This is a genomic window from Paraburkholderia steynii (assembly GCF_900100565.1).
Classification (GTDB): Bacteria; Pseudomonadota; Gammaproteobacteria; order Burkholderiales; family Burkholderiaceae; genus Paraburkholderia; species Paraburkholderia terrae.
Genome location: NZ_FNDI01000034.1, coordinates 62,728 through 87,969, shown reverse-complemented (window position 1 = coordinate 87,969; position 25,242 = coordinate 62,728). Strand labels below are relative to the sequence as shown.

Here is a 25,242-nt window from a genome sequence, read left to right as displayed (position 1 = left end):
AAGCTAGCGTTCGGCGGAATCTTCTGAGCCTTGGTGTGCTGTAGGTAACTTTCGTGCAGCAGCCTTTAACTGGTTGGCGAAACTTTGCGCAGTCTGCGCGGTGCTTTTTTCGACAGGCGGCCGCAAGCCGCCGGTGAGATTTTCGGGAAGCGGGGCGAATACAGATGGGTCGGACAGCAGACCGTCCGCGCTGAGATCCGTCCGTCCGTGGCGGCCGAAGATCCATGCGCGGTCGAACGCGCTTTCGCGCTGGCTGAAGCGGACGATGTGCCCGACGAATTGTCCGTGCATCACGCCGAGTCCCACGCCTACCGGCTCATCGGCCGGGAGCGGCTCGACCGGCCAGCCGATCTGGCTGCCGTCCGTCTCGCGGAATGATTCCTGCGCGCGCAACGCATCCCGCTCCACCTGTGGCGTGACGAACGTGGCGGGTTCGAACGTGGAGAACGGTGGCGGCCCAAAAGGCGTCGCTGAGTCGTGTCCCCAGTACGAGCCGTTTCCAGACGGCGGAATGTAGGGCGAGGAGATGTCGAGGTTGATGAGCAACTGCGCCTGATCGGTTGCGCCGGCATCGTCGCGCACGGTGTACGTGAACGGGTCCTGGAGAACCTGGCCGAGTCCCGCAGCCGCGAGCACCTGTGGATTGTTCAGGTCGATGTTGTACGTGTAACTGCCGTCGGCGTTCAGGACAAGCGTGCCATAGCGGCCAACGAGCGCCGCGCCGGGCGTGCCTTTCGTGCCCGTGCCGGCTTCGTCGCCGGTGCGGATGCCGATCACGGTCAGATGATCGTTGCTGTCCACATCGGTGTCGTTCGACAGCACGTTGCCAGCAGCTTGCGGTGCGCGCGTCTGATCGCTGGCGACGTTGCTGTCGTCGTGTGCGACGGGCGCGTCGTTGGCGCCGTGAATCTGGACGGTCAGCGTCGCTTGCGAGGTGGCGCTGGCGGCGTCGCGCATGCGATAGACGAAGACCTCCGTCAACGTTTCGCTGCTGGTCCGCAAAGCCTCGACTGCGGCGTTGGTGTTGTCCACGACGTAGTCGTACTGGCCGTCGGCATTCACGGTGAGATGGCCGTAACGCCCGGCAAGCGCATCGCCTGCATTCGCCGACTGACCTGCTTCGTTCGATACGTCGATGACCTGCTTTGTCTCGCCGTTCACCGCGCTGTCGACATCGGTGTCGTTGGTCAGCACGTTGCCTTGCGCATCCTGTCCGGGCGTGCCGTTGCTCACGCCGCCGGCTTCGATCGCGGTGCCTGCGTCGTTGTTCGCGACAGGCGTGTCGTTCTGGCCTTCGATCGTCATACGCAACTCGGCTGTCGTGTGGCCGCCCAGGACATCGTCGACGGTGTACGTAAAGACGTCCTGCAGCGTCTGCCCGCTGGTGCGCAGCGCCTGCACGGCGGCGAGATCGTTGTCGACGGCATAGTGCCAGGTGCCGTCCGCGTTCAGCGTCAGCACGCCGTATGCGCCCTGCAGCGCGTCGCCGACAGAGCCAACCGTCGTGCCCACGGCGGGCGTCCCGCCGGTACGAATTGCGCCGACGTGGAGCGCATCGCCTTCGGCATCGGTGTCGTTGGTGAGTACGTTGCCCGACGGGTCGAGGCCCGGCGTCGTATTGTTGATGCCGCCTGCTTCGGTAGCAGTTGCGGCGTCGTCGTGTCCGACGGGCGCGTCATTGCGTCCGCGCACGATCACGGTGAGTTGCGCGAGATCCGACAGGTTGCCCTGATCGCTGACCTGATATGTGAAGACGTCGGTCACGCTTTGCAGCGGACCGAGTCCGATGACGACCGGGTTCGACGAATCGACGCGATACAGATAAGTGCCGTTTGCGCCGATGATCAGATCGCCGTACTGACCATGCAGGACGGTCGCGTTCACGGTGCTGCTGCTGCCTGGCGCGACAGCCGACAACAGGCCGCCCGAAGCCTCCGTTCCCACCCGGATCGCGGTCCCCGTCAGCAGGTCGCTGTTGTCGACGTCGGTATCGTTCGTGAGGACGTTGCCCGTCGGGTTGACGCTGTTGCCGTTGCCGTTATCGGCGGCGGCGAGCGCAAAGTCGTTGTTGGCGACGGGCGCGTCCCAGGCGCCCTGGACCTGTACCGTGAGTTGCGCGGTGTCGGCCGCGCCTGCCGTGTCGTGCATCCGGTAGGTAAAGACGTCGGTCACGCTTTGGCCTGGAATCAACGCTTGCACAGCGGCAAGGCTGTTGTCGACCGTGTACGTGTAGCTGCCATCGGGATTGATCGTCAGCGTGCCGTAGGTGCCGGCAATCGCGGTCGCGCCCGTCACGGCCGTCAGGTTGCCACCGGCTGCTTCCGTTCCGCTGCGCACGCCGTCCACGGTTTTGCTGTCGCCTGCATCGACGTCGGTATCGTTCGTCAGCACATTGGCCGTTGGATCGATGCCGGGCGTGCCGTTGTTGGTGCCGCCCGCTTCGACGGCCGTCGCCTGATCGTCCTGCGCCGCCGGGTTGTCGTTCTGTCCAGAGATGACGATGTCGAGTTCGGCCTGATCGGTGGCGCCGAGCGGATCGGTAATCGTGTACGTAAAGTGTTCGACCAGTTGGTCGGTGGATAGCCGCAACGCCTGCACGTCGGCGTTGCTGTTGTCGACGACATAGGTATAGGTGCCATCGGCGTTGAGCGTCAGCGAGCCGTATTGCCCTTGCAGCGGCTGGCCGGGCACGCCGGCGTTGCCAGTGGCCGCTTCCGCGCCCGTTCGCACGCCGATGACGGAGAGCGCGTCGCCCTCGGGGTCGCTGTCGTTGGTCAGCACGTTGCCCGTCGGGTTGACGCCTGGCGCGGCGTTGTTCAGGCCGCCCGCTTCCTGTGCCTGCGCGACGTCGTTCTGCGCGACGGGCACATCGTTGACCCCCGTCACGGTGATGACCAGTTGCGCCACGTCAGTCAATCCGCTCGTGTCGACGATCTGATAAGTGAATGTCTCTGTCAGCGTTGCGCCGGGCGCCAATGCGCGGACGGCCGCGTTGTTGCTGTCGACGTCGTAGAGATACGTACCGTCGGCGCCGATGTGCAGGGTGCCATAGCTGCCGGCGAGCACCGTGCCGTTGGCCGATGTCGTGCCCGTCGCCACGCCCGTCAGGACGCCGCCTGCGCTTTCAGCGCCGGTGCGGATGCCGTGTACCGTCAGCAGCGTGTCCGGCTGGTCGGTATGGTCGACATCCGTGTCGATGCCGTTGCCGCCTGGTTGATCGACCGTGCCGGGGCGGCTCGCATCGGTGATCACGTTGCCCGAAGGATTGACCGGATTCACGCCGAGGCTGGCTGAACCTGCAATCGCCGTCGCCGCATCGTCGCTTGCGACCGGGTTGTCGTTCGCGCCGTGAATCTGGATCTGCAATTGCGCCAGATCGCTCAGGCCGCCAGCATCGGTCAACTGATAGGTGAAGGTGTCGACGAGCGGCGCATCGGTGGGAACGAGCTGCTGGACGGCCGTGTTGCTGTTGTCGACGACATAGCGATACGTGCCGTCGGCACCGATGGTCAACGTGCCATAGGTGCCGACGATCGTCGCGCCATTGGCGCTGCTGGTGCCTGCCGTGACCAGGGTTGGCGGGCTGTTCACAGCGTTTTCCGGCTGATTGACGACCCCTGTCACCTGCTTCGTTTCGCCGTTCGCTGCGCTGTCGACATCGGTATCGTTGGTTAGCACGTTGCCCGTTGCGTCACTGCCCGGCGTGCTGTTGAGGACGCCTCCCGCCTCGGTTGCGGAACCCACGTCGTCGACGCCTATGGGCGTGTCGTTCGCGCCGTGGATCGTGATGGTGAGCGTAGCGGTGGCGCGCGCGTTGGACGCGTCGAACACGAGATAGGTGAACTGTTCGGTCAGGGTCTGACCGGCCACGCGCAGTGCCTGCACGTCCGGATTGTTGTTGTCGACCACGTATTGATACCCGCCATTCGCGCCGATCGTCAGCGAGCCGTAGAGGCCCACGGAGGTGTTCTGGCCGATGGTTGGCAGGTTGGTCGTTGCGCCGTTCTGATTGGTAACCGAGATCACCCGCAGCGAGTCGCCATTCGTCGCGATATCGACATCGGTATCGTTGTTCAGCACATTGCCGGTTGGATTGACGCCCGGCTGGTTATTCGCGTTGCCGCCCGCTTCTGTCGCATCGGCGGTGTCGTTGACTGCAACGGGCGCGTCGTTCACTGCGATGACGGTGATCGGCAGCGTGTTCTGAGCGGTCAGCGCATCGGTGATTTCGCCGGGAATGCCATCGCCGTCGTGATCGCCGAAATTGCCGAGGTCGTTCGTGTTGATCGTCAACGTATCCGTGCCGTTGAAGTTCGCGTTGCCGAGATACAGCAGATTCGCGAGGGCGGCGTTCAGGCTGGTCAGATTGCCTGTCAGCGTCAAGGCGGCCGTATTCGATCCCGATTCGGTCACGCCGGCCGGCAGGCCGCTGAGCGACAAGGTGCCATGCAGCACCGTCAATGTGATCTGCAAATTACCGTTGCCTGCATCGACATCGCCGACTGACAGGCCTGCGATGCCAAACGTCGTGTCTTCGAGGCCCGACGGTGGCGTCGCGGGCAAGGTGTTGACGGGTGCATCGTTCTGTTCGACATAACCGGCGTCCGCGTTCGCGGTGCCGCCGTCCGGCAGGGCGAGCGCGATCGTGCCGAGCGGCGTGGCTGCATCGGTGTCGATGCGAATCGCCAGCGTGCCGACCGGCTGCGGATAGCTCAGGGTGCCTGTCGGTGTCTGGATCTGGTATGTGCCCACGGGCAGCACGCCGAAGTGATACTGGCCGTTACTGTCGGTGGTGGTCGTGTAGACGAGGTTGTCGGCGCTCGTGCCCAGGTTGCCGTCGACACCCGCCCACGTCAGCGTGACGGTCTGTCCCGCGAGTCCCGGGCCATCCGGCGTGGCGGAACTGGTTGCCGAGGCCGTGTCGTCCCACAGTGTGCCGCTGATCACGCCGAGGCCCGCCGCCGCGTTGCGCACGTATGTGTTGGGGCTCGTGCCGCTGCCCGTGCGCTCGCCATCGGCCGTGCCTTGCGCGCCGACGCTCGAACCGCCCCACGTCGTGAAGGAGTCGGGGAGGCTGGTCCACGTGAGCGTCGCATTGGTGGCCGCTATCGCCGTCTGGTTCGGCGCGTCGGCGGAGTAGAAGACGGAGACCGTGCTGCCCGAGTCGAGCTTCGCGAAACCGATGTTCAGCCCGTTCGTCATGTCGACGGTCACGCCAATTCCCGCCAGCTGCGCGGCGGTGTACGACACGCCGTTGATCACGAGATGATCGAACGTGTAGTTGGATGCAGTCGGAAATGCGTCGGTCAACTGCACGTTATAGGCCGGCGAGCCGCCGCTCTGTGTGAAGCTGATATCGACATTGGCGGTGCCCAGGCCCGCCGTCGCGCTGGTCGGATCGAAGCTATAGACCTGCTTCTGCATGCCGGTGAAATTCGGCTCGACGACGTCTTCGCGAACTGACTGGGCCGTTGATAGCGCGGTCGTGCCGGAGCGATCGACGGCCGTGGCCGTAAGCACCGTGCCGCCGACGTTCGACGCCTGGTTCTCCACTCGCGCGTTGAATTCCAGCGAGACGCCTTCGCGATCCGGATCGTTGTCCTGGTTCACCAGGCTGCCGAGATGAAACGTGATGACTTCGTTGCCGTTGGCGTCGGTCGTGATGGTGATGTCCGCCGGGTTCAGCACGCCCGTCGGCGCCGCGCCGGACAGATTGGCGGCAATCGGCTGCGCCTGGGCGCTCGACTGATTGCCCGTCACGTTGAGCACGCCGGCCGTGATCAGATCGGTGATGTCGGTCGTAATGCCGTTGTTCGAGATGAATACGATGCGGGTGGTGCCGTCGTTGATGAAGCTCAAGCCGTTCTGCAGCGTGATTTGCAGGCTGTAATCATTGGTCGCGCCTTCGGCGAACAGCGCGACCACCCGATAGCGGATCACTTCGCCGACGGTGACGTTTTCATCGCTGGCGTTGGTGGGCGAGGCCGCCGGTGTATCCGGAAGGCCGCCCACACGCGAGACGATGACTGCCTGCGCGACCGGTACGGTCAAGGTAGAACGCGTCTGATAGTCATTCAGCACGCCGCTGTTGAGTGTGCCGTCGAGACCCGTTCGCTCGCCAGCGGGATCGGCCGTTCCTGCCGCCGCTCCGTTAAGGCTCGTCCACTGCACGCTCGCCGTATTGTTGAAGGCCGCCTCGCTTGCCGCGGCGGGCAGCACCGTGCCCGATACCCGCAGCGTGATGCTGCCGCCTTTGGCAATGTCGATATTGGCGCCCGCCGCCGTGCGCAACTGGCCGCCGACCAGTTCGAAGTCCGTGCCGCCGTTGTTGGTCGCGCCGCCCTGATAGGTGACGCCGAGCAGCGTCAGATTGCCGAGTTCGGCAGGCAGCGCATCGAGAAAACTGATGTCGAAAGCATTGAAGTCAGTCGCCGACGCGCCGTTGCTGATCGTGATGTCATATTCGACCGTATCGCCCTGATCGACGCCGAGTCCCGGACTGGTCGCCGTGGTTTGGGTCACCTGGAGCGTCGGCTCGCGTATCACGACAGTGGGCGCAGTGCCCGTCGCCGCCACGGTGCGGTCGACGGCGGCGGCACCGTTGGGCGTGTCGCCATCGGGATCGCTGAAGACGAGCTGGCCCGTGTTCGTCAAGGTGACGCCCGCCTGATTGCTCGCGACGTCGCTCGCGACCAGTTGAACGCGGATCACAAAGGTGTTGTTGCCCGTGTTGTTGTCGGCCGTCGCGTTCGACACGGTGAAGGTCCAGCGTCCGCCGACACCATCGCCGCCCAGCGTGCCCGACAAACCGGCGAGGCTGCCGACCGTCACGGTGCCGTTGAAATCCGCGCCGAGCGCGGCGCTGCCCGCGGCCGTCGTGATCAGCTGATAGCCGAGACCGCCGTTGAAGCTGGGGTCGAGACGCAGGCCGGCGGGTATCAGGTCGTCGATGCGCAGATTCTGCGTGCTGCCTTCGGGCAGCGTGACGACGATGTCGTACTGCATGCTTTCGCCAATGACAAGATCGCTGCCCGTGGTATGCGCGGCGCTTGAGTCGCCGTTATCCAGTGAGCCGCCCGCATACTGGACGGTGATCGAAGGCGAGGCGATCTGTTCGGTGGCCGTGTCGGTGAGATCGACGGGCGTGAAGTCGGTGCCGTTATTCACGCTCGCGTAGTTGCTCAGCGTGGCCGTCGTCAGCAAGCTGCTGGCGGCGGGAATGCCGGCGTCGGCCGTTACGTCGTAGGTGATGACGACGATGTTCGAGCCGTTTGTATCGGCCGTGGTGCCGTTGCGTCCGGGCAGCAATGTGGCGACGTTGCCTGCATCGAGGAACGTGATGGTGTCGCCCGACACCTGGTAGTCGATACCCGCGATGAGTTGCGTGCCGTCGCCGCGATAGATCTTGAGCCCCGACGTGGCAAGGCTCCCGCCGACGAATTGCAGGCCGGTCGGTAACGTGACACTGGTGGAAACATCGAACGCGCCGCCGCCGCCCGTGTTCTCGATGGCGGTGGCGAGACGCAGCGTGTCGCCCGCGTCGATTCCCGTTACGTTGCCGTCCACGGCAGCGAGATCCGTCACGATGCCAGCAAACGGCGCGCCTGCGCTGCCTGGCGCGCTCCATGTGCCCGTCGTGCCCGTAATCGTTCCTTCGCTGCTGGAGACCACGCCTTGTTTGATCGCGAGCGTCGGCTCGGCAACCGAGACGATCACCGCGACGTCGGATGACACGAGCGGATTGTGAGCGATTGTCGTGACCTGGCTGGACTGCGCCAGCACGTCGAGCGAACGTTGATCGGCGTACGGTTGATCGCCTACACGCAGCGTGAACTGCACCTGAATCGTCGGGCCGCCGACTGCGTTGCTGGCAAAGCTGCCGAAGTCGAAGACGAGCGAATTTCCGCTGCCGTCCGCGACGCTGACGAGCGCGCCCGGATTGGTATTGCCCGCACCAAGGGACCATTGGCCGACGCCCGTTCCCTGGCTCCAGGTGAGTCCCGAAACATCGAGCAGCGGCAAGGGCAGGTAGGCGGACAAGGCCAACTGTTCGTAGTCGCCCGTGACGAGGTCGTAAGTGAGGGTGAACGTGACGACGTCGCCCGGGTTCAGTTCGCCACTCGCGGGCGGGGCGCCACCGTTGACCGAGGTCAGTTCGATGTCGACGTTGTGAGTCGGTACGACGCTAGTCGTCGCAGACTGGTCGGAAACCGAGCCGCCCGTCAGGTTCAGGTTGTCGACGAGCAGGCTCGCGGCGACGCCCGCATTGTTGCCGAGCGCATCGCCTTCGTTGATGTCGCTCTGCGCATACGCTGTCGTGTAGCGCTGGTCGACCACGGCCGTATAGACGATGCTCGCGGTCGTGGCGCCCTGCAGGGCGTTGTCGAATGCGAGATCGCCGGCGAGGCCGCCAATCTGCTGTCCGCTCGCCGCACGGATCGACGCGCCGATGTCGAACGTAATCGTCGTCGTGCCGTCCGCGTTGACCGTGCTCGTGCTCAGGAGCGCGACGGTGTGCGCGACGCCTGCGGACGTATAGGTGAAAGTTGGCGTCCCCGTGAGCGTCTGACCGTCGCTTAGAAGATCGGTGATGACGAACTGGCCCTGACCGAGCAGGGTCTGACCGGCGGCGAAATAGTCGGAGATATCGATGTTGAGCGTATAGGCGAGCGTGTCGCCCGGTGTAACGCCCGCCGTGCCCGTGTCGGTCTGTATCGCCACCTGCTTTTGCAGCGTGACGGCTTTGGCGACGAAGGTCGTACCCGAGCCGTCGGCGGTTCCGGAAAACGCAATATCCGTCGCGGGCGGTGTGAGATCGCGCGGATCGAGCGGGACCCATGTGCCGCTGCCGGCCGCTGTGCCGAAGGAGATCAGGACATCGCTGCCGGATACGGGATCGATGACGGGCTGTCCGAGTGCGTCCGTCTCAGGCACGTAGAAACTCACCACCGTGCTTGCGGGTGTACTGAGTGTTGCGTACTCAACCGTATACGAACGGATGAAAACGGTATCGCTATTGATGGCAGCGGTAATCAGAGCTGCATTGGTAAGGGTGCTGCCGTCCTGCAGCGTGACGGACGTCACCGTGCCGCCGGCGCCTGGCGTAATCGCGGTGACCTGAACGTTAGCGGGGATGTTCTGCGTGACGACGACGTGGCTGAGTGTCTGACCAGGAGCCGGCGTGGCGGTAACTGTTTCCGTATGAACGTAATTCGGGCCGCTAACCGTTTCGCCTTCGGTCATATTGACTGTCTGCTGAAGCGTGACGACCGTCGGATGCACGACGAAATCCTGCAAGGACGACTCGACCAGTGCCGGGTCGGTGGTCGGATTGTCGAGCTGGTCGTTGCCGAACTGGAAGCCGCCGCGTGCCTGAATCGTGAGGTCCGGACTGCCGTTGGAGAACGCCGTGTCGGCCAGATCGCTCAATCGGGCTGTCACCTGCACGGCGATGGCGGGTTGTCCCTGTGAGACGCTCCCGAAAGGCAGTTCCAGCACGACCAGTTCATCGCCGGGCCGCAAGCCGTACGTTGCCGCGTTGATCACGAGCGGGTTGCCGTTCGCGTCTTTGGCGAGCGGATGAATCGCATTGCCGTTTGCATCGAACGTGACGACAAACGACGTGACCGCTTGCCCTAGATAAGACGCTGAAACAAAGGTCACGCCATCGTTGCCGTCCTTGCCCGTCACGGGTACAAGCAGATCGATGTAGGGCGCGTAACCCACCTGGCTCGACGCGTTGGTGAAGGAAACGGTGAACGTGAACGAGTCGCCGAGCAGCACGTTTGTGCCCGCCGTCGACAACGTGGCCGTCGGGCTTGCGTCGGCGAGCAGGCCGTCGAAGTGGGTAAGGGCGTCCGCGCTCAGTGCGATCGGCTTGTCGATCACGCCGCTCGTGACTTCGAGTGTCCAGTCGCCGCCGAAGGTTGCGCTGCCCGTTGCGTTGCTCGACGCACCGACGGTTGCACCCGTGATGCCCGCCAGTTCCTGCACCAGTGCCTTGCCTGCTGCACCCGCGCCCACATCGCAGCCGTACAGTTCGATATCCGCGTCTGCGTTCAAACCATTGCGCCATGCGCCCAGCGCGGCAGCCATCTGCATGAGGTTGCCGCTGGTGAAGGTCTGATTGCCGAGCGTGAACTGACCGGACGCACCGTGCGAGAAGATCTGGATCGAGTCGACTTTACCGATCGACGCTAACGCGCTGCTGATGGCCGACGCGGCATCCTGATTGGGATCGATGACCAGAAGCCGCGTGTTGGGGGGCAACTTTGCAATCAGTTCGCTGCCGTTTTCGACGCGGCTATCCAGCACGACCAGGTTTTGCGCAGCGGGTGGCGGCGCGGCTGGCGCGGGGGCGGACGAATCCGCTCGCGCGACAGGTGCGGTAGTTGCAGAGGGGACGATGCGCGGCTCGCTCGCGGACGCATGATCCGTCGTGCTGGCGGTGTGAGCGGGATCGCTGTGGTGTTGCTGGTCCGCTGCAGAAGCTGCCGCACCGTCGAACAGGATTCTTGGCTCTAACGCGAGCGCATGGCTTCGTGGCCGGAAGCAATCGAATGCATTCGACGATGGGAGTTTGATGGGCATTTCGTTTCAATCCCGGTGGCATGAGCAGTGAGTCGCCGTCCATGCCTGTTCTCGGTGACTTCAGCGCGTTTAACTGGGCCGGTACCGCCGCACAACGTGGAAACGTTCACCACGTTTCCACGACAACTTTATAAGCTTGTATGGCGACAAATTTACCGACTTTACGAATGTGCTTTACTGATACGTCTGCTACGTCTTTACCCACCAAAGTCGTCAAATCCAAAAGACGTATTTGCGTAATGGCATTCGCGTTACTAGCGCCTGGTCATTTCCATGTTTTCTCCGATCAATTCTAGTCGCTCGTATTGAACAGTTGCGTAACTTCTCGAATGTCATATGTGTTAGCGCTGCTAAAGCGCTAGCGAGATTAATGTGTCGGGAGTTCAAGGCGTGACAGAAAGCGGAACAATCAGCTGATTGTGGCTTCGGATGAAACGATGCGGCTTTCTACGCACGTTGATAGCGCTATTGAAGCGAGGCTTTCGGCGAAGTGAATTGTTTCCGTCGCCAGGTCAGGTAGCAGCCCGAGATCAACAGGACGGTGAGAAAATAGGCGACGATAAGGACGGCAGTTCTTACGCCCACAAACTCTGCGGCGACGATCAACGCTACGCCGACGTGCCGGGTCGCGCAGGCAATGGCCAGTGCCGTTCGATCGTCCCGTTTGGGCCCGCCAAGAAGCTGACCGATCGCCAGTGCGAAAATCATTAGTGCCGCAAGCGCCAGTACATCGGCCCAGCCTATGCTTAGCAGCAACTGCCAATGGATGGCCAGAAGGATGATGCCGAACGTGACCAGGAGAATATCGGCAATTGCAATGAACCGGTCGGACAGCCGCTCCGACCAGACGGGGAAAATCGCGCGTAACACCATGCCAATCGCGATGGGCAGCAAAATTGCTTTGGCTATCGCCAGTGCGACAGTGCTTAAGGATAATTCGACCGCGACCTCGTAGTAAGCGCTAAGCAGCGCCACCCACAGCGGTACGACGACGATGGCGATAAGAGAGGACGTGATCAGCAAGCTAAAGATGTATTGCTGGCTACTTAGTTTCTTGAGTTTCTTCGGCAGTAGCGGGGCGCCTGACGATACCGCGAGGACCAGCAATGCCGCCCTGACACCCGGCTGGATGGGCAATATCCGCACCAGGGCAAATGCGATCAGGGGAACCAGCAGATACATCGCGAGCAGCGAACGAAGCAATAAGCCAGGGCGCCGCCACAGATAGCCCAGGTCGGTGGGCAAGATGCCCGCTCCTATGGAAACGAGCGTCAAGACGACCGATACCTTCAGCAGGATCATCAGGATTTCAGTCATGACACTCGCACCTGATAGCGCAACCACCGGGTTCTGCGTCGGACGGTGAAGTCGAGGTTGCTCACAGCAATCTGATGATGATGCTGATAAAGACGAAGCTGCCCGAACAGGCCATGACCAGCGCGATGAAAAAGGCCGGCCGCCAGATGCTGACCTGCTGGTACTGTCGGAGCCTCACGATGGTCCGCCAGTACTCGATCGTGCCTAGCAACATCGAGACCGTGCCCATGCCGGTGAGGAACAGGCCGATGCTTCGAGGACTATCCGGATGCGCCAGATGGACCCCTGCATCCTTGAAACCCTGAAGCACCTTGTAGATCGTAAAGCCGAAACTGATCATCGAAAGCGCTGTACGTATCCACGCCATCAAGGTGCGATCGGCAGCCATTAGGGTGCGTGTCGACGCGAGCGTGGTCCGGTCTTCGGCCAACTCGTTCGCTGAGCGTGCTTCTGCATTAACCACGCCAACTCTCCAAATGGCCTGTTCGAAGCCCTGTAACGCCAACCTCAAATCAATCTAGTTCACAAGCGGCGTGATTGCGAGAGTTTGTCTGCCGTGAAGTGTCTGCATCTAGATCGTCGCTTAATACCCGGCCGTATCGGCGAGCATCGACCCTTTAATCGTCCGGCAACAAAATACGTTTGCTTTCCTGACACAAGCTGACTTAAATACCAATCACGTCTGCGCTGCGAATCGTCCTTTAACCAGGGGAATGCCGATTGAGATGCCGATGACGCAGTCAAGGCGTGCGGCAGGCAATGTTGTGCAACGTGCTGGCACTCTGATATCTACACGGGAGATCACCGCAATGGAGGCCACATTGCCGTCTTGCACCGCAGCATCCTGTGACGACGATCGCCTGACGGCAGAAACCAGGCCGCCCGACGCGCCACCCTGTTTTCATTTGTTAGCCAAGCCCAGCGGCTCCACCTGCAATATCGACTGCAAGTACTGCTTCTTTCTGTCGAAGGAAGCCCTCTATCCGAACGAGAAGCACCGGATGTCGGAGGGCACGCTCGACACGTATATCCGCCAGTTGCTCGAATCGCACCGTACCCCGGAAATCATCGTTGCGTGGCAGGGCGGCGAGCCCACGTTGATGAAGGTCGAATTTTTCCGACGTGCCGTCGAACTGGTCGAGAAGTATCGTAGGCCGGGGCAAGTCGTCAAGCACACGTTTCAGACCAACGGCATTCTCCTTGACGACGAATGGTGCGAGTTTTTCAAACAGCACAACTTTCTCGTCGGACTCAGTGTCGATGGTCCGCGAGAGCTTCACGACACCTTTCGTGTCGATCGTCGCGCACAAGGCACGTTCGATCTCGTGATGCGTGGGTGGAGCCAACTGCGCAAGCATGGCGTGGAGTTCAACATTCTGTGTACGGTGAACGCGGCCAACCAGCATCACGGTCGCTCTGTCTATCGCTTCTTTCGCGATGAACTAGGCGCAAAGTGGATGCAGTTCATCCCGATCATTGAGCGCGCAACCGAGCAGACGATTCAAGTAGCGAACCGGGGCTGGAGCGAACAACCGGGCAGCAAGCGCGTGCTTTACACCCAGACGGGAAATCTGGTTACCGAGCGTTCAGTGGGTGCGCAGCAGTACGGCGTATTTCTGATGGACATCTTTGAAGAATGGGTGCGCCATGATGTGGGCCGCGTATTCGTGCAACTGTTCGATGTCACGCTGGAAGCCTTGTTTGGCCGCCATCTGTTATGTATTCACGCGCCGACGTGCGGCCTCGGACCGGCGCTCGAATACAACGGTGATCTCTATTCCTGTGACCACTTCGTCGAGCCCGGATACCGGTTGGGGAACATCCACGAGACACACATGCTCAAGCTGATGGCATCACCCGAACAGCGCAAGTTCGGGCTGAACAAGCTTGAATCTCTGACAGGCCAGTGCCGCCAGTGCGAAGTCAGGGCGCTCTGCAATGGCGGCTGCCCTAAGGACCGCTTCGCGCTTTCACGCGACGGCGAGGAGGGGCAGAACTATCTCTGCCCCGGGCTGGAACTGTTCTTCAAGCGTTCACGGCCTGCCATGGAGACGATGGCGAAACTCTTTCGCTCTGGGCGGCCGCCCTCGGACATCATGGCAATCACGGCTATCGAAGATAAACGGCGGGGCGCTTATGCGCCATGTCCATGCGGGAGCGGACGGAAATTCAGGTTTTGTCACGGAAGCGACACACCGCCTTCCGCATTCGATGCGACGACCACCGGGGAGCGACGCGCTTCATGATGAGCAGAGCGCGTCCTTAGACGTGTACTGCCGCTCCTGCTTTGCAGCGCGAGGACTGGCGAGCGACGCGTTGCTGCCACAGTTCGGTGTTCGATGCAGCCTCTTCACCCTGGTTGGGCAGAGCTGACCGGGCCTTATCTGATAGGAGTGGAAGCGATCATGGCGACAAAGCAACCAAATATCCTCATTCTTTGGGGCGATGATATCGGATGGTGGAACATCAGCTTCAATAGCCGCGGGCAGATGGGTTATCGCACGCCTAATATCGATCGCATTGCCAACGAGGGCGTGGCGTTCACTGACTACTACGCGCAGCAAAGTTGTACAGCAGGTCGCGCAGCTTTCATTACCGGGCAGAATCCGATTCGCACAGGGCTCACGAAAGTGGGCATGCCGGGCGCTGATCTTGGGTTGTCGGCGGAAGATCCGACGATCGCGGAGATGCTCAAGCCGCTGGGCTACGTCACTGGTCAGTTCGGCAAGAACCACCTGGGCGACAAGGATGAATTTCTGCCCACCATGCACGGCTTCGACGAGTTCTTCGGCAATCTGTATCACCTGAATGCAGAGGAAGAGCCTGAAGATCCTGACTATCCAAAAGATCCCGAGTTCAAGAAACGCTTTGGTCCGAGGGGCGTGCTTCACTGCTGGTCAGATGGCAAGGGCGGGCAGAAGATCGAAGATACAGGCGCGCTGACCAGAAAGCGCATGGAAACCATTGACGATGAAACGACGCAGCACGCGTCTGCGTTCATCGATAAATGCCATAAAGAAGGTAAGCCATTCTTTCTCTGGTACAACACGACAGCGATGCATTTCCGCACCCATTGCGCCGAGGCGCACAAGGGGAAGAGCGGTCAGGGCGACTATAACGACGTCATGGTCGCGCACGACGAGAACATCGGCAAGATGCTCGCCAAGCTGGATGATCTGGGCATTGCCGACGATACCATCGTCATGTACTCGACGGATAACGGACCTCACTACAACAGTTGGCCGGACGCTGGCATCACGCCGTTCCGCGCTGAAAAGAACACCAACTGGGAAGGTGGCTGGCGTGTCCCGGCGTTTGTTCGATGGCCCGGAAAATTTCCCGCTGGTACGGTTCTCAACGGTATCGTCTCGCATCAGGACTGGATGACGACCTTGCTCGCGGCGGCTGGCGAGCCGGACATCAAGGGAAAGCTGTTGAAAGGACACAAAGTCGGGAACAGGACGTTCAAGGTTCATCTGGACGGCTTCAACATGCTTCCCTACCTGTCTGGAGAGGTGAAGGAAAGTCCGCGCGAATCGTTCTTCTATATCAGTGATGATGGCGACATCATGGCGATTCGGGTGAAGGACTGGAAGGTCGTGCTTCGAGAGCAGCGTGCCAAACAGTTGGCGTGCTGGGCGGAACCCTTTGTTCCGCTGCGGATTCCGAAAATGTTCAATCTTCGACGCGATCCGTTCGAGCGCGCAGATGAAAACTCCAACACCTACTACGACTGGATGATTGCCCATGCGTACCTGATCTACGCAATGCAAGCGGTCGTGGCGACGCAGATCGAGAACTTCAAGGCGTTTCCTCCTCGTCAGAAGGCTGCGTCGTTCAACCTCGACGCGGTGTTGCGGCAACTGGATGACGCGGGCGGTGGCGCAGGGCATTGAACTGCCTTCGGCGGTGGATACAGAGTGGCCCGGCAGTCGGATGACTGTCGGGCCATTTCTTTACGTCTGCCCCATTGCGTCGCCCAGAGGTGCCTTCGCTGGAAGTGACTGAACCTTCGGTGCCGCTGCCGTGACGTGGGGCTGTCCGCTCGCAACTGAAGCGATTCCCGGCCGATCTGACGCCGATTGTGTGCCCTCTGCGGCTATGATGCGTGTTTGTTCCTCATCTCCGCTGACCAGTCATGTCGTCATCCAATGAAACTCGCCTCGATGCCGGACTGCATGACTTGCGTGTCACGCGTTACGGGTTTCTGCTGCTGGACAACTTCTCGTTGATCGCCTTGGGCACCGCTGTGGATCCGCTGCGAATCGCGAACATGCTGATCGAACGGAAGGTCTACGAATACCAACTGATCGGCGCGAGCAACGAATACGTACGTTCTAGCGACGGGATTCGCGTGATGCCCGACACATCGATGGCGGAAGCCGGCAAGTTCGACGCCGTCTTCGTCGTTGGGCCCAATCCGATTCCACGCAAGGGGATCGGCGCCGTACTGGACTGGCTGCGCTTACATGCGCGCAGTGGGACCGCGCTGGGTGGCCTCGACACGGGCAGCTATTTTCTGGCGCGAGCGGGTCTGCTCAATGGATATCGATGCACGATTCACTGGGAAGACCAGGACGTGCTACTTGAGCAATTCCCAAAACTCACGGTGTCGAACCGCCTGTATGAGGTAGACCGCGACCGCTATACGTGCAGCGGCGGCGTTGCGCCGCTCGATCTGATGATTCATCTGCTCGGCCTGCCGCCCGGAAGTCATTCGCTCGCCGCGCGCGTGCTCGAACTGTTGATCGCCGAGCGGCGCAGTCATGAACAACGTCAGGTCACGTCGTTGCGGCAGTACATCGGTGCCGAGCACGCGAAACTGGACGAGGCGCTGCAGGTCATGGAGAGCAATGTCGAGGAAACGCTTTCGGTGGCGGAGATTGCGACGTTTCTGGAAGTCTCGCAGCGACAACTCGAACGCTGGTTTCAAGAGCGGCTAGGCAAGACGCCCGCGCAGGCATACCTGGAAATCCGCTTGTTGCGCGCGAGGCAGTTGCTCTACCGGACGGCAAAGTCCCTCGAAGAAGTGTGCGCACGCACCGGGTTTACCTCGCTGACGCATTTTGCGACCCGCTACAAGGCGCAGTTTCACATCACGCCGATGGCAGACCGCAGGCGTTATCAAAAGGCGCTATAAGCCTCCAAATCCACCCGCGACGCGCGCTCCGAGCCCCGTTGTGGTTAACCCTCTATGTCGAAAATAGAGAGTCTGACGTCGTATCGAGAAATATTCTGAATCACCACACTCCTAACATTCGCTCACTTCCACAGCATTTTTCACCGAGGAGTCGAGCGCATGAAACTGGAGAACCTGATCCGGATCGAGAACGGCGAGAAAGTGAAGCACACTTTCTCGGATGCCGAATACGCAGGCCGTCAAGGCAAGCTGCGTGAGCTGATGGCGCGCGAGAACATCGACGCCGTATTGTTCACCTCGTATCACAACATCAACTATTACGCGGATTTTCTTTACTGCTCGTTCGGCCGCAAGTACGGGCTGGTCGTGACGGACAGGAAGGTCGTATCGATCTCGGCGAATATCGACGGCGGACAACCGTGGCGTCGTACCGTCGGCGATTACAACGTGGTGTATACCGACTGGCAGCGCGACAACTTCTTTCGTGCCGTGCAGGGCGAGATCGAGAACAAGGGGCGCGTGGGCGTCGAGTTCGATCAGATGCCCGTCGAAGTACTCGGCAAACTGAAGGCCGCGCTTCCGTCCGTCGAGTTCGTCGACATCAGCGCGCAGACCATGCGGATGCGCATGCTCAAGTCGGCGGAAGAAATCGAAGTGATCAAGCATGGCGCGAATGTGTGCGACGTGGGTGGCGCGGCACTCGCGGCCGCCGTGCATGAAGGCGTGCCAGAGCACGAAGTGGCGCTGGCGTCGACGCAGGCCATGGTGCGCGAAATCGCGCGCCGCTTTCCCGATTCGGAACTGATGGATACGTGGACGTGGTTTCAGTCCGGCATCAATACCGATGGCGCGCACAACCCGGTGACGACGCGCAAGGTGCAGAAGGGCGACATCCTGAGCCTGAACTGCTTTTCGATGATCGCCGGTTACTACACGGCACTCGAACGCACGATGTTCTTCGATCATTGCCCGGACGAGCATCTGCGGCTGTGGAAGGTCAATGTCGAGGTGCATGAAGCCGGGCTCAAACTCATCAAGCCGGGCGCGCGCTGCTGCGATATCGCGAATGAACTCAACAAGATCTACGCCGAATACGGGCTGCTCAAGTACCGCACGTTCGGCTACGGCCATTCGTTCGGCGTGCTGTCCCACTACTACGGACGCGAAGCCGGCCTCGAATTGCGCGAAGACATCGATACGGTGCTGGAGCCGAACATGGTTGTCTCAATGGAGCCGATGATCATGCTGCCGGAAGGCCTGCCGGGCGCCGGCGGCTACCGTGAGCACGACATTCTCGTGATCGGCGAGAAGGGCGCGACCAACATCACCCATTTTCCGTATGGGCCGGACCACAACATCATCGGGGCTTAGGGGCCGATAGCACGAAGGCCTGCGGCATACGCCGCAGGCGATCAATCATGGCAGGAGGCTTCACCGATGTTTTCAAAAGAACAGACGATCGCAGGCTTCGATCCCGAACTGTCGAATGCGATGCTGCTCGAGCGGCAACGGCAGGAAGATCATATCGAACTGATCGCGTCGGAAAACTACACGAGCCCACGCGTGCTCGAAGCACAGGGTTCGGTGCTGACCAACAAGTACGCGGAAGGCTATCCCGGCAAGCGCTATTACGGCGGATGCGAGCATGTTGACGTGGTCGAGTCGCTCGCGATCGAACGGGCCCGACAGCTTTTCGGTGCAGCGTATGCGAACGTTCAGCCGCATAGCGGCTCGCAGGCCAACGCAGCCGTGTATCTGGCCTTGCTCGCACCGGGCGACACCATTCTCGGCATGAGCCTCGCGCACGGCGGTCATCTGACGCACGGTGCGAAGGTGTCGTTTTCGGGCAAGGTGTTCAATGCGGTGCAATACGGCGTCGATGCATCGACCGGGTTGATCGACTACGACGAAGTCGAACGGCTCGCGCTTGAACATCGGCCGAAGATGATCGTTGCGGGTTTTTCTGCGTACTCGCGTGTGCTCGATTTTGCACGCTTTCGTGAGATTGCCGATCGTGTCGAAGCGTATCTTTTCGTCGATATGGCGCACGTGGCGGGCCTTGTTGCCGCGGGTCTTTATCCGAATCCCATTCCGTTCGCGGATGTCGTGACGACGACCACGCACAAGACGTTGCGCGGTCCGCGCGGCGGCCTGATTCTCGCGCGCGCAAACGAAGCGATCGAAAAGAAGCTCAACTCGATGGTCTTTCCGGGCACGCAAGGCGGCCCGCTGATGCACGTGATCGCGGCGAAAGCGGTCGCCTTCAGGGAGGCACTCGGCGCGGAGTTCGTTGCGTATCAGAAGCAGACCCTGGCCAATGCGCGTGCAATGGTGGCCGTTTTCATCGAACGTGGCTATAAGATCGTATCGGGCGGCACCGACGATCACCTGTTCCTGGTGGACCTGATCGACAAAGGCATCACGGGCAAGGACGCAGACGCCGCGCTCGGCCGCGCGCATATCACCGTGAACAAGAACGCGGTGCCGAACGATCCGCAATCGCCATTCGTGACGAGCGGCATCCGCATCGGAACGCCTGCACTCACCACGCGTGGCTTCGATGAGAACGATGCGAAGCTCACGGCATCGCTCGCATGCGATGTGCTCGATCATCTGGGTGACGCCCAGACGGAAGCCCGCGTACGCGAGCAGGTTGCGCAGCTTTGCGCGCGATTGCCGGTGTATGACCGTTGATGGTTTGACTGCGACGCGCATGCGTCTATGTCAGCCCGTTGATGCGCGATTTTCTTGGCTGGGGCGACCTGAGTTTCGAGTTCTCCCTGCTGACGGGCGGTATCGCGTATTTCCTGCTCGCGCGTAGACATCCGCTCTTTCACACCTCGTCGTCTGGTGATCGTCTGCAAGGCGACGTGCATTCCAGCTCGATCTGATAGTTAGCGGACAAGGTTGCCCGCTGTATTCGCCGACGTTGCAAAACGTCAGCGGATACAGCGGGTTTTTTGCATTTGCGCTGCTCAATGCGTTCATCGATACCGCAATGAAAACGGCTCGCTAACGTATACCCTCGATGTCGAAAACAGAAAGTACTGCGTCGAGACCGGAAATGTTCGTTGATATTGGACTCCTACCATGCAGTCAAGCTGGCTCGTTCGATTGAGGTTCGATTGAAAGAGCCGAAGCACTGCGTGAGCGCATGTTGCCGCCCGCGTACCGTCATCGCATCATCAGGTCTGGAGAGAGTCAATGAACACGAGAAGAACCTTGTCGGGCGATCCCGCGAACAGCGTCATCGCGCCTTCAGGAGCAGGTGACAGTTCCATGAACGAATCGGTCGACCCCAAACTGCTCAGACGCGCGGCATGCGCGAGCTTTATCGGCAACTTCGTCGAATGGTTCGATTACGCGTCGTACGGCTATCTGGCGACGATCATTGCCGTCGTGTTCTTTCCGAAGACGGACGGCAGCACGGGACTGCTGGCGGCATACGGCGTGTTCGCCATTTCGTTCATCGTGCGGCCGATTGGTGGCATTGTCTGGGGCCACTTCGGCGACAAGATCGGCCGGCGCACTTCGTTGTCGCTGTCCATTCTGATCATGTCATGCTCGACTTTCCTAATTGCGCTATTGCCGACCTACGCGCAGGTCGGAATGCTCGCGCCCATCCTGCTTCTGCTGGTGCGCGTGATTCAGGGCTTTTCGGCCTCGGGCGAATACGCAGGCGCTTCGGCGTTCCTCGCCGAATACGCGCCGGCTAACCGGCGTGGCGTCTATACGAGCATCGTACCGGCGAGCACGGCGGCAGGTCTGTTGTTCGGCTCGATTCTCATCGCTGTGTTGCATGCCGTGTTGAGCAGCGAGCAGCTGCATTCGTTCGGATGGCGTCTGCCGTTTCTGCTGGCGGCACCATTTGGTCTGATCGGCCGGTACATCCGCGTAAAACTGGAGGACACGCCGCGTTTCAAGGCGCTGGAGCAAGACCATCACGTTGCGCGCGCACCCATTGCCGAACTGCTGGGCAAGCATCGGATGAAGATGCTGATCGCGTTCGGCGTGACGTGCCTGAACGCCGTCGCGTTCTATCTGGTGTTGAGCTATATGCCGACTTATCTGTCGACGGAATTGGGCATGGACGAGACGGCATCGTTCATCGCCGCGACGATCTCGCTGACGGCATACATCGGCCTGGTGTTTGTGATGGGGGCGCTGTCGGACCGCGTCGGCCGCAAGTCGATGCTGATCGGCGCGTCGATCCTGTTCGCGGTGTTGACCGTGCCGCTCTTCAAGGGGCTGGCAGGCGCGAGCTTCATGATGATCGTCGCGATCCAGATCGCCTTCGGCGCATTGCTGACGATGAACGATGGCACGCTGCCGTGCTTCCTGTCGGAGATCTTTCCGACGCGGGTGCGCTATAGCGGCTTCGCTTTCTGCTTCAACGCGGCGAATGCGCTCTTCGGCGGCACGGCCCCGCTTGTCGCGACATGGCTGATCGGCGCGACGGGCAACAAGCTTGCACCAGCGTGGTATCTGGTCGGCGCGGCGGGTGTCGCGCTGATCGCGATGATCTTCAGCCGCGAGACTTCGCAGGCACCGTTGGCGGATGAGTGAACCGATGGGCGCGACAGCCGGTTCATTCGAGGTCGAGGCGCGAACAAAGGTGTCCCGAACGGATCTTGCGTTCCGGGACAGAAGGCCGCCCGTGCAGTTCGGAATCGTCCTTCTGCCGAATTTCACGCTGACAGCATTTTCCGGCTTTGTGGACCTCTTGCGTCTTGCGAGCGACGACGCCGATTTCAGCAAGCCGGTGCGGTGTGCATGGACGATAGTCGGCGAAACGCTGACGCCAGTGAGGGCGAGTTGCGGTATTCAGATCCAGCCGTGGCAAACCTTCGACGAAGCAGGGCGCTTCGATTATGTGGTCGTGATCGGCGGGTTGCTGCATTCGGGACCGGGCGTCGGCGATGCCGCGCTTCGCTTCATTCGCCGTGCCGCCGATGCGTTGTCCACGCTCGTGGGCATTTGCACCGGCGTGTTCGCGCTGTCGAGCGCTGGTGTGATGGATGGACATCGCGTGTGTGTCAGCTGGTTTCACTACTGGGACTACATTGAACGCTTTCCGCATGTCGACGAAAGCCTGCTTGTCGCCGACCGGCTCTTTGCGATCGATGGGCGCCGTATCACGTGTTCGGGTGGTCGCGCTTCTATCGATGTGGCCGCAGCGATTCTGCAGCGGCATATCGATGTTGCGACCGTTCAGAAAGCGCTGCGTATCCTTCTCGTAGAAGATGCGCAGCGCCCGAGCGCGCCGCAACCACACCCGCCCGGCACCGAGCCCGTGACGCATCCCCGCGTGAAGCGGGTCGTTCATCTGATGGAGCAGCACATTGGGCGACCGTTGAGCATGGAGGAACTCGCCGATCGGGTCGAGGTGTCCGTGCGCCAACTCCAACGGCTGTTCAAGTCACAGACGGGTGAATCGCCCTTGGCGTACGCGCGTCGAATGCGGCTGAAGACGGCTGCATGGCTGCTGACGGACTCGGAGCGGACGGTGGCGGATATAGCGGCAACTTGTGGGTTTTCGGATGCGTCTCACATGGGGAGGGAGTTTCGGCGGGAGTATGGGGTTGCGCCCAATGTGTATCGGGCCACTCGAGGCCGCTTGCCAGCAGGCGTGCGCGGCAATGAAAAAGCGCGTGCCACGGGCCAATTGTCATCGAGCACCTTCAACTCACCCCAAACCGCTCCTTCAACAGCCCGGCACGCGCCCGACTAATAGGCACGACACTGCGTTCCGCATCATCCATCACAAGATTCATGCTTTCATCAGCCTTCACCAGTTCAATCGCATACGGCAGGCTGACGATATGGCTGCGATGCACGCGCAGGAAGATGCTGTTGTCGAGCCGCAATTCGAGATCCGCGAGCGACAGATTCGACAGATAGCGATCGTCCTTCGTGACGATGGTCGTGTAATGCCCGTCGCCCTGAAATCGGATGATGTCCTTCAGATCAATAAGAATCACGCGGTTCTTGCGGTACACGGGAATCTTGAGCAGGCGTCGCGGTGGCATACCCGCGCCCGCGCGGGACTCCGACAAGGGCTCCGTCGTGAGGTCGGTCACGTCGTAGAAGATCATGCACGTACCGCACGCGCCGTGCATGTCCGACATGCGCGACACTTTGATCATCAGAATACGATCAGGAATATTAATCATCATCGCGACAGGCGGCGGCGACTTCACGGGGCAGCCGCCCGCGTCGCGCGACTGCAGCAGGAAACGCAGCTTGTCGCGGCTCTTTTCCGGGTGCAACTGCACGACGTCGATGCCGAACAGCTTGTCCTGCTCGACACCCAAAGACTGCTCTCCGGCAGGTCCGAGTATCTGCAGCGCGACGTCGTTGAACGCGGTGACGCGGCCCTGCGCGTCGAGCCACACCACGCCAGGATTGAACTGTTCCAGCCGGTGCTGGAAGGTCTCGGCGCGACGTGCGTCGCTGGTCGGCATGGCGTGTTCGAACAGTGTCATTCAGGGTTCTCCCCGAGGCGCCCGTACCGCTGGTAGCCGCCTCTGCGATACCAGCGTGGTGCATTCGTTTTAAGGCTTTTCCCTTTTTCGCGCAAGTTTTCCCACCGTCAACGCAACCAGGCTGCCGTTCGGGAAATCACATTGAATTGCTGCATTGCATTGTGAAATCCTCGGCTTCGAAAGGATGACAACAACACCCCATCCTGCATCGGGCAGGACAAGGGACGGGAGCAGGCGCAACAAGCGCTGAAGCGCCAACGCCCGTCGACACAGGAGACTGACGTGATTCCCCGACCCTTCGAATATCACGCGCCGCAGACGCTCCCCGAGGCGCTCGCGCTGCTGGGCGCCCATGGCGACACGGCCAAACTGCTGGCAGGCGGCCACAGCCTGCTGCCGATGATGAAGCTGCGTTTCGCCCAGCCCGAGCATCTGATCGACCTCGGCAAGCTCGCGGAGCTTCAGGGTATCCGCGAAGAAAACGGCGTGCTGTGGATCGGCGCAATGACGACTGAAAACCAGTTGATCTGGTCCGAACTGCTGCAGCAAAAGTGTCCGCTGCTCGTCGAGGGCGCGAGGCAGATTGCCGATCCTCAGGTGCGTTATCGCGGCACGCTGGGCGGCGACATCTCGCACGGCGACCCCGGCAACGACCATCCCGCGTTGATGATCGCGCTCGACGCGTCGTTCGTGCTGCAAGGCGCGCAGGGCGAGCGTGTCGTACACGCCGACGGCTTCTTTGTCGGCACCTACGCCACGCTGATCGATCCCACTGAAATCCTGACAGGCGTTCGCATCCCCGTTCCCGCCGCCGGCACGGGGTACTGCTATTCGAAGCTCAAGCGCAAGACGGGCGACTTCGCGACGGCTGCATCGGCAGTCACGCTGCGCATGCGCGGCGGGCGTGTCGAGGATTTGCGCATTGCTCTGACGAATCTCGGCGACACGGTAATCCACGCAACCGATGCCGAAGACGCGTTGCGTGGCGAGCCCTTCGACGACGCGCATGTCGATGAAGCCGCGCGTCGCGCGATGGCCGCCTGCCATCCCGTGCCGGACCTGCGCGGCGACGAAGACTACAAGCGGGCGATGGCGGGCGAGATGACGCGCCGCGCGCTGCACACGGCTTACGAGCGGTCGGTACATTGAGCACACATCGGGAGAACGCGAGATGGGTAAGAAGACGATGGTGTCGTTCGCGCTGAACGGCAGCGAGGTCGACGTAGTGGTCGAACCGCGCGAGCTGCTGATTCACACGCTACGGGAAAAGTGCCTGCATACCGGGCCGCATATCGGCTGCGAGACCTCGCATTGCGGCGCGTGTACGGTGGACTTCAACGGCATGTCGGTGAAGTCATGCACGCTGCTGACCGTTCAGGCCGAAGGCGCCGACGTGAAGACCGTGGAAGGGCTCGCGCAGGGCGGCGAGCTGCACGCGCTGCAGGAAGGCTTCATGCAGGAGCACGGCCTGCAGTGCGGCTTCTGCACGCCGGGCATGCTGATGCGCGCGTATCGCTTGCTGCAGGAGAACCCGGACCCGACAGAAGCGGAAATCCGCTACTGGATGGCGGGGAATCTGTGCCGCTGCACGGGATATCAGAACATCGTGAAAGCCGTGCAGTATGCCGCGCGCAAGCTGCGCGGCGCGGCAGTCGAAAGCTCGCATCCGCTGATCGAAGCGGACGCGGCTCACGCTCACTGACGACGGGG

The 25,242-nt window shown here is 61.2% G+C and carries 14 protein-coding genes; 10 read left to right on the top strand and 4 right to left on the bottom strand.

The genetic code is table 11. The features are described 5' to 3' along the window. Window positions 1-3: 3 nt before the first annotated feature. From BLT65_RS39100 to BLT65_RS39090, 3 genes are all read right to left on the bottom strand, one after another. Window positions 4-10,590 (bottom strand): VCBS domain-containing protein, encoded by a 10,587-nt coding sequence (locus BLT65_RS39100; RefSeq protein WP_091788648.1) that lies wholly within the window; start codon window positions 10,588-10,590, stop codon window positions 4-6. A 465-nt stretch (window positions 10,591-11,055) separates the two neighbouring features. Then, a complete protein-coding gene (locus BLT65_RS39095) occupies window positions 11,056-11,907 on the bottom strand; it encodes a bile acid:sodium symporter family protein (RefSeq protein ID WP_091788646.1) in 852 nt (283 codons plus the stop codon). Window positions 11,908-11,968: 61 nt separating this feature from the next. Continuing rightward, window positions 11,969-12,370 carry a YidH family protein gene (locus BLT65_RS39090; protein WP_208545869.1) on the bottom strand — a complete coding sequence of 134 codons (402 nt, stop codon included), beginning with the start codon at window positions 12,368-12,370 and terminating at the stop codon, window positions 11,969-11,971. Window positions 12,371-12,716: 346 nt separating this feature from the next. Between BLT65_RS39090 and BLT65_RS39085 the strand changes: the two genes are divergently transcribed. The 8 genes from BLT65_RS39085 (at window position 12,717) to BLT65_RS39055 (ending at window position 22,778) form a co-directional block, all read left to right on the top strand. Continuing rightward, window positions 12,717-14,153, top strand: a complete 1,437-nt coding sequence (locus BLT65_RS39085) for an anaerobic sulfatase maturase (protein WP_091788643.1) — start codon at window positions 12,717-12,719, stop codon at window positions 14,151-14,153. Window positions 14,154-14,312: 159 nt separating this feature from the next. Beyond that, window positions 14,313-15,803 (top strand): arylsulfatase, encoded by a 1,491-nt coding sequence (locus BLT65_RS39080; RefSeq protein WP_091788641.1) that lies wholly within the window; start codon window positions 14,313-14,315, stop codon window positions 15,801-15,803. A 242-nt stretch (window positions 15,804-16,045) separates the two neighbouring features. Further along, window positions 16,046-17,047, top strand: a complete 1,002-nt coding sequence (locus tag BLT65_RS39075) for a GlxA family transcriptional regulator (protein WP_091788638.1) — start codon at window positions 16,046-16,048, stop codon at window positions 17,045-17,047. Window positions 17,048-17,206: 159 nt separating this feature from the next. Then, window positions 17,207-18,418, top strand: coding sequence for a M24 family metallopeptidase (locus BLT65_RS39070; RefSeq protein WP_091788636.1), 1,212 nt, complete (start codon window positions 17,207-17,209; stop codon window positions 18,416-18,418). A gap of 66 nt (window positions 18,419-18,484) precedes the next feature. Beyond that, on the top strand, window positions 18,485-19,741 hold the full coding sequence (gene glyA, locus BLT65_RS39065) for a serine hydroxymethyltransferase (protein ID WP_091788634.1): 1,257 nt from the start codon (window positions 18,485-18,487) through the stop codon (window positions 19,739-19,741). A gap of 41 nt (window positions 19,742-19,782) precedes the next feature. Next, window positions 19,783-19,938, top strand: a complete 156-nt coding sequence (locus BLT65_RS46805) for a hypothetical protein (protein WP_208545868.1) — start codon at window positions 19,783-19,785, stop codon at window positions 19,936-19,938. A gap of 388 nt (window positions 19,939-20,326) precedes the next feature. Further along, the gene (locus BLT65_RS39060; protein ID WP_042315845.1) at window positions 20,327-21,613 is read left to right on the top strand and encodes an MFS transporter; all 1,287 of its coding nucleotides are present in this window, start codon (window positions 20,327-20,329) and stop codon (window positions 21,611-21,613) included. Between the two features lie 4 nt (window positions 21,614-21,617). Beyond that, complete coding sequence (locus BLT65_RS39055; RefSeq protein ID WP_091788628.1) at window positions 21,618-22,778, top strand: GlxA family transcriptional regulator; 1,161 nt, start codon at window positions 21,618-21,620, stop codon at window positions 22,776-22,778. Here BLT65_RS39055 and BLT65_RS39050 read toward each other — a convergent pair. Further along, a complete protein-coding gene (locus tag BLT65_RS39050) occupies window positions 22,729-23,532 on the bottom strand; it encodes a PAS domain-containing transcriptional regulator (RefSeq protein WP_091788625.1) in 804 nt (267 codons plus the stop codon). The genes BLT65_RS39055 and BLT65_RS39050 overlap by 50 nt on opposite strands. Before the next feature lie 282 nt (window positions 23,533-23,814). Here BLT65_RS39050 and BLT65_RS39045 point away from each other — a divergent pair, with 282 nt between their 5' ends. Next, a complete protein-coding gene (locus tag BLT65_RS39045; protein ID WP_091788621.1) occupies window positions 23,815-24,681 on the top strand; it encodes an FAD binding domain-containing protein in 867 nt (288 codons plus the stop codon). A gap of 22 nt (window positions 24,682-24,703) precedes the next feature. Further along, window positions 24,704-25,234, top strand: coding sequence for a (2Fe-2S)-binding protein (locus BLT65_RS39040; protein WP_091788618.1), 531 nt, complete (start codon window positions 24,704-24,706; stop codon window positions 25,232-25,234). Window positions 25,235-25,242: the final 8 nt, after the last annotated feature.

Excerpts from the sequence above, each read along its gene's own strand:
- BLT65_RS39100 (WP_091788648.1), bottom strand. The coding sequence starts at position 10,590 with ATGCCCATCAAACTCCCATCGTCGAATGCATTCGATTGCTTCCGGCCA.
- BLT65_RS39095 (WP_091788646.1), bottom strand. The coding sequence starts at position 11,907 with ATGACTGAAATCCTGATGATCCTGCTGAAGGTATCGGTCGTCTTGACG.
- BLT65_RS39085 (WP_091788643.1), top strand. The coding sequence starts at position 12,717 with ATGGAGGCCACATTGCCGTCTTGCACCGCAGCATCCTGTGACGACGAT.
- BLT65_RS39080 (WP_091788641.1), top strand. The coding sequence starts at position 14,313 with ATGGCGACAAAGCAACCAAATATCCTCATTCTTTGGGGCGATGATATC.
- BLT65_RS39075 (WP_091788638.1), top strand. The coding sequence starts at position 16,046 with ATGTCGTCATCCAATGAAACTCGCCTCGATGCCGGACTGCATGACTTG.
- BLT65_RS39070 (WP_091788636.1), top strand. The coding sequence starts at position 17,207 with ATGAAACTGGAGAACCTGATCCGGATCGAGAACGGCGAGAAAGTGAAG.
- glyA (WP_091788634.1), top strand. The coding sequence starts at position 18,485 with ATGTTTTCAAAAGAACAGACGATCGCAGGCTTCGATCCCGAACTGTCG.
- BLT65_RS46805 (WP_208545868.1), top strand. The coding sequence starts at position 19,783 with ATGCGCGATTTTCTTGGCTGGGGCGACCTGAGTTTCGAGTTCTCCCTG.
- BLT65_RS39060 (WP_042315845.1), top strand. The coding sequence starts at position 20,327 with ATGAACGAATCGGTCGACCCCAAACTGCTCAGACGCGCGGCATGCGCG.
- BLT65_RS39055 (WP_091788628.1), top strand. The coding sequence starts at position 21,618 with ATGGGCGCGACAGCCGGTTCATTCGAGGTCGAGGCGCGAACAAAGGTG.
- BLT65_RS39050 (WP_091788625.1), bottom strand. The coding sequence starts at position 23,532 with ATGACACTGTTCGAACACGCCATGCCGACCAGCGACGCACGTCGCGCC.
- BLT65_RS39040 (WP_091788618.1), top strand. The coding sequence starts at position 24,704 with ATGGGTAAGAAGACGATGGTGTCGTTCGCGCTGAACGGCAGCGAGGTC.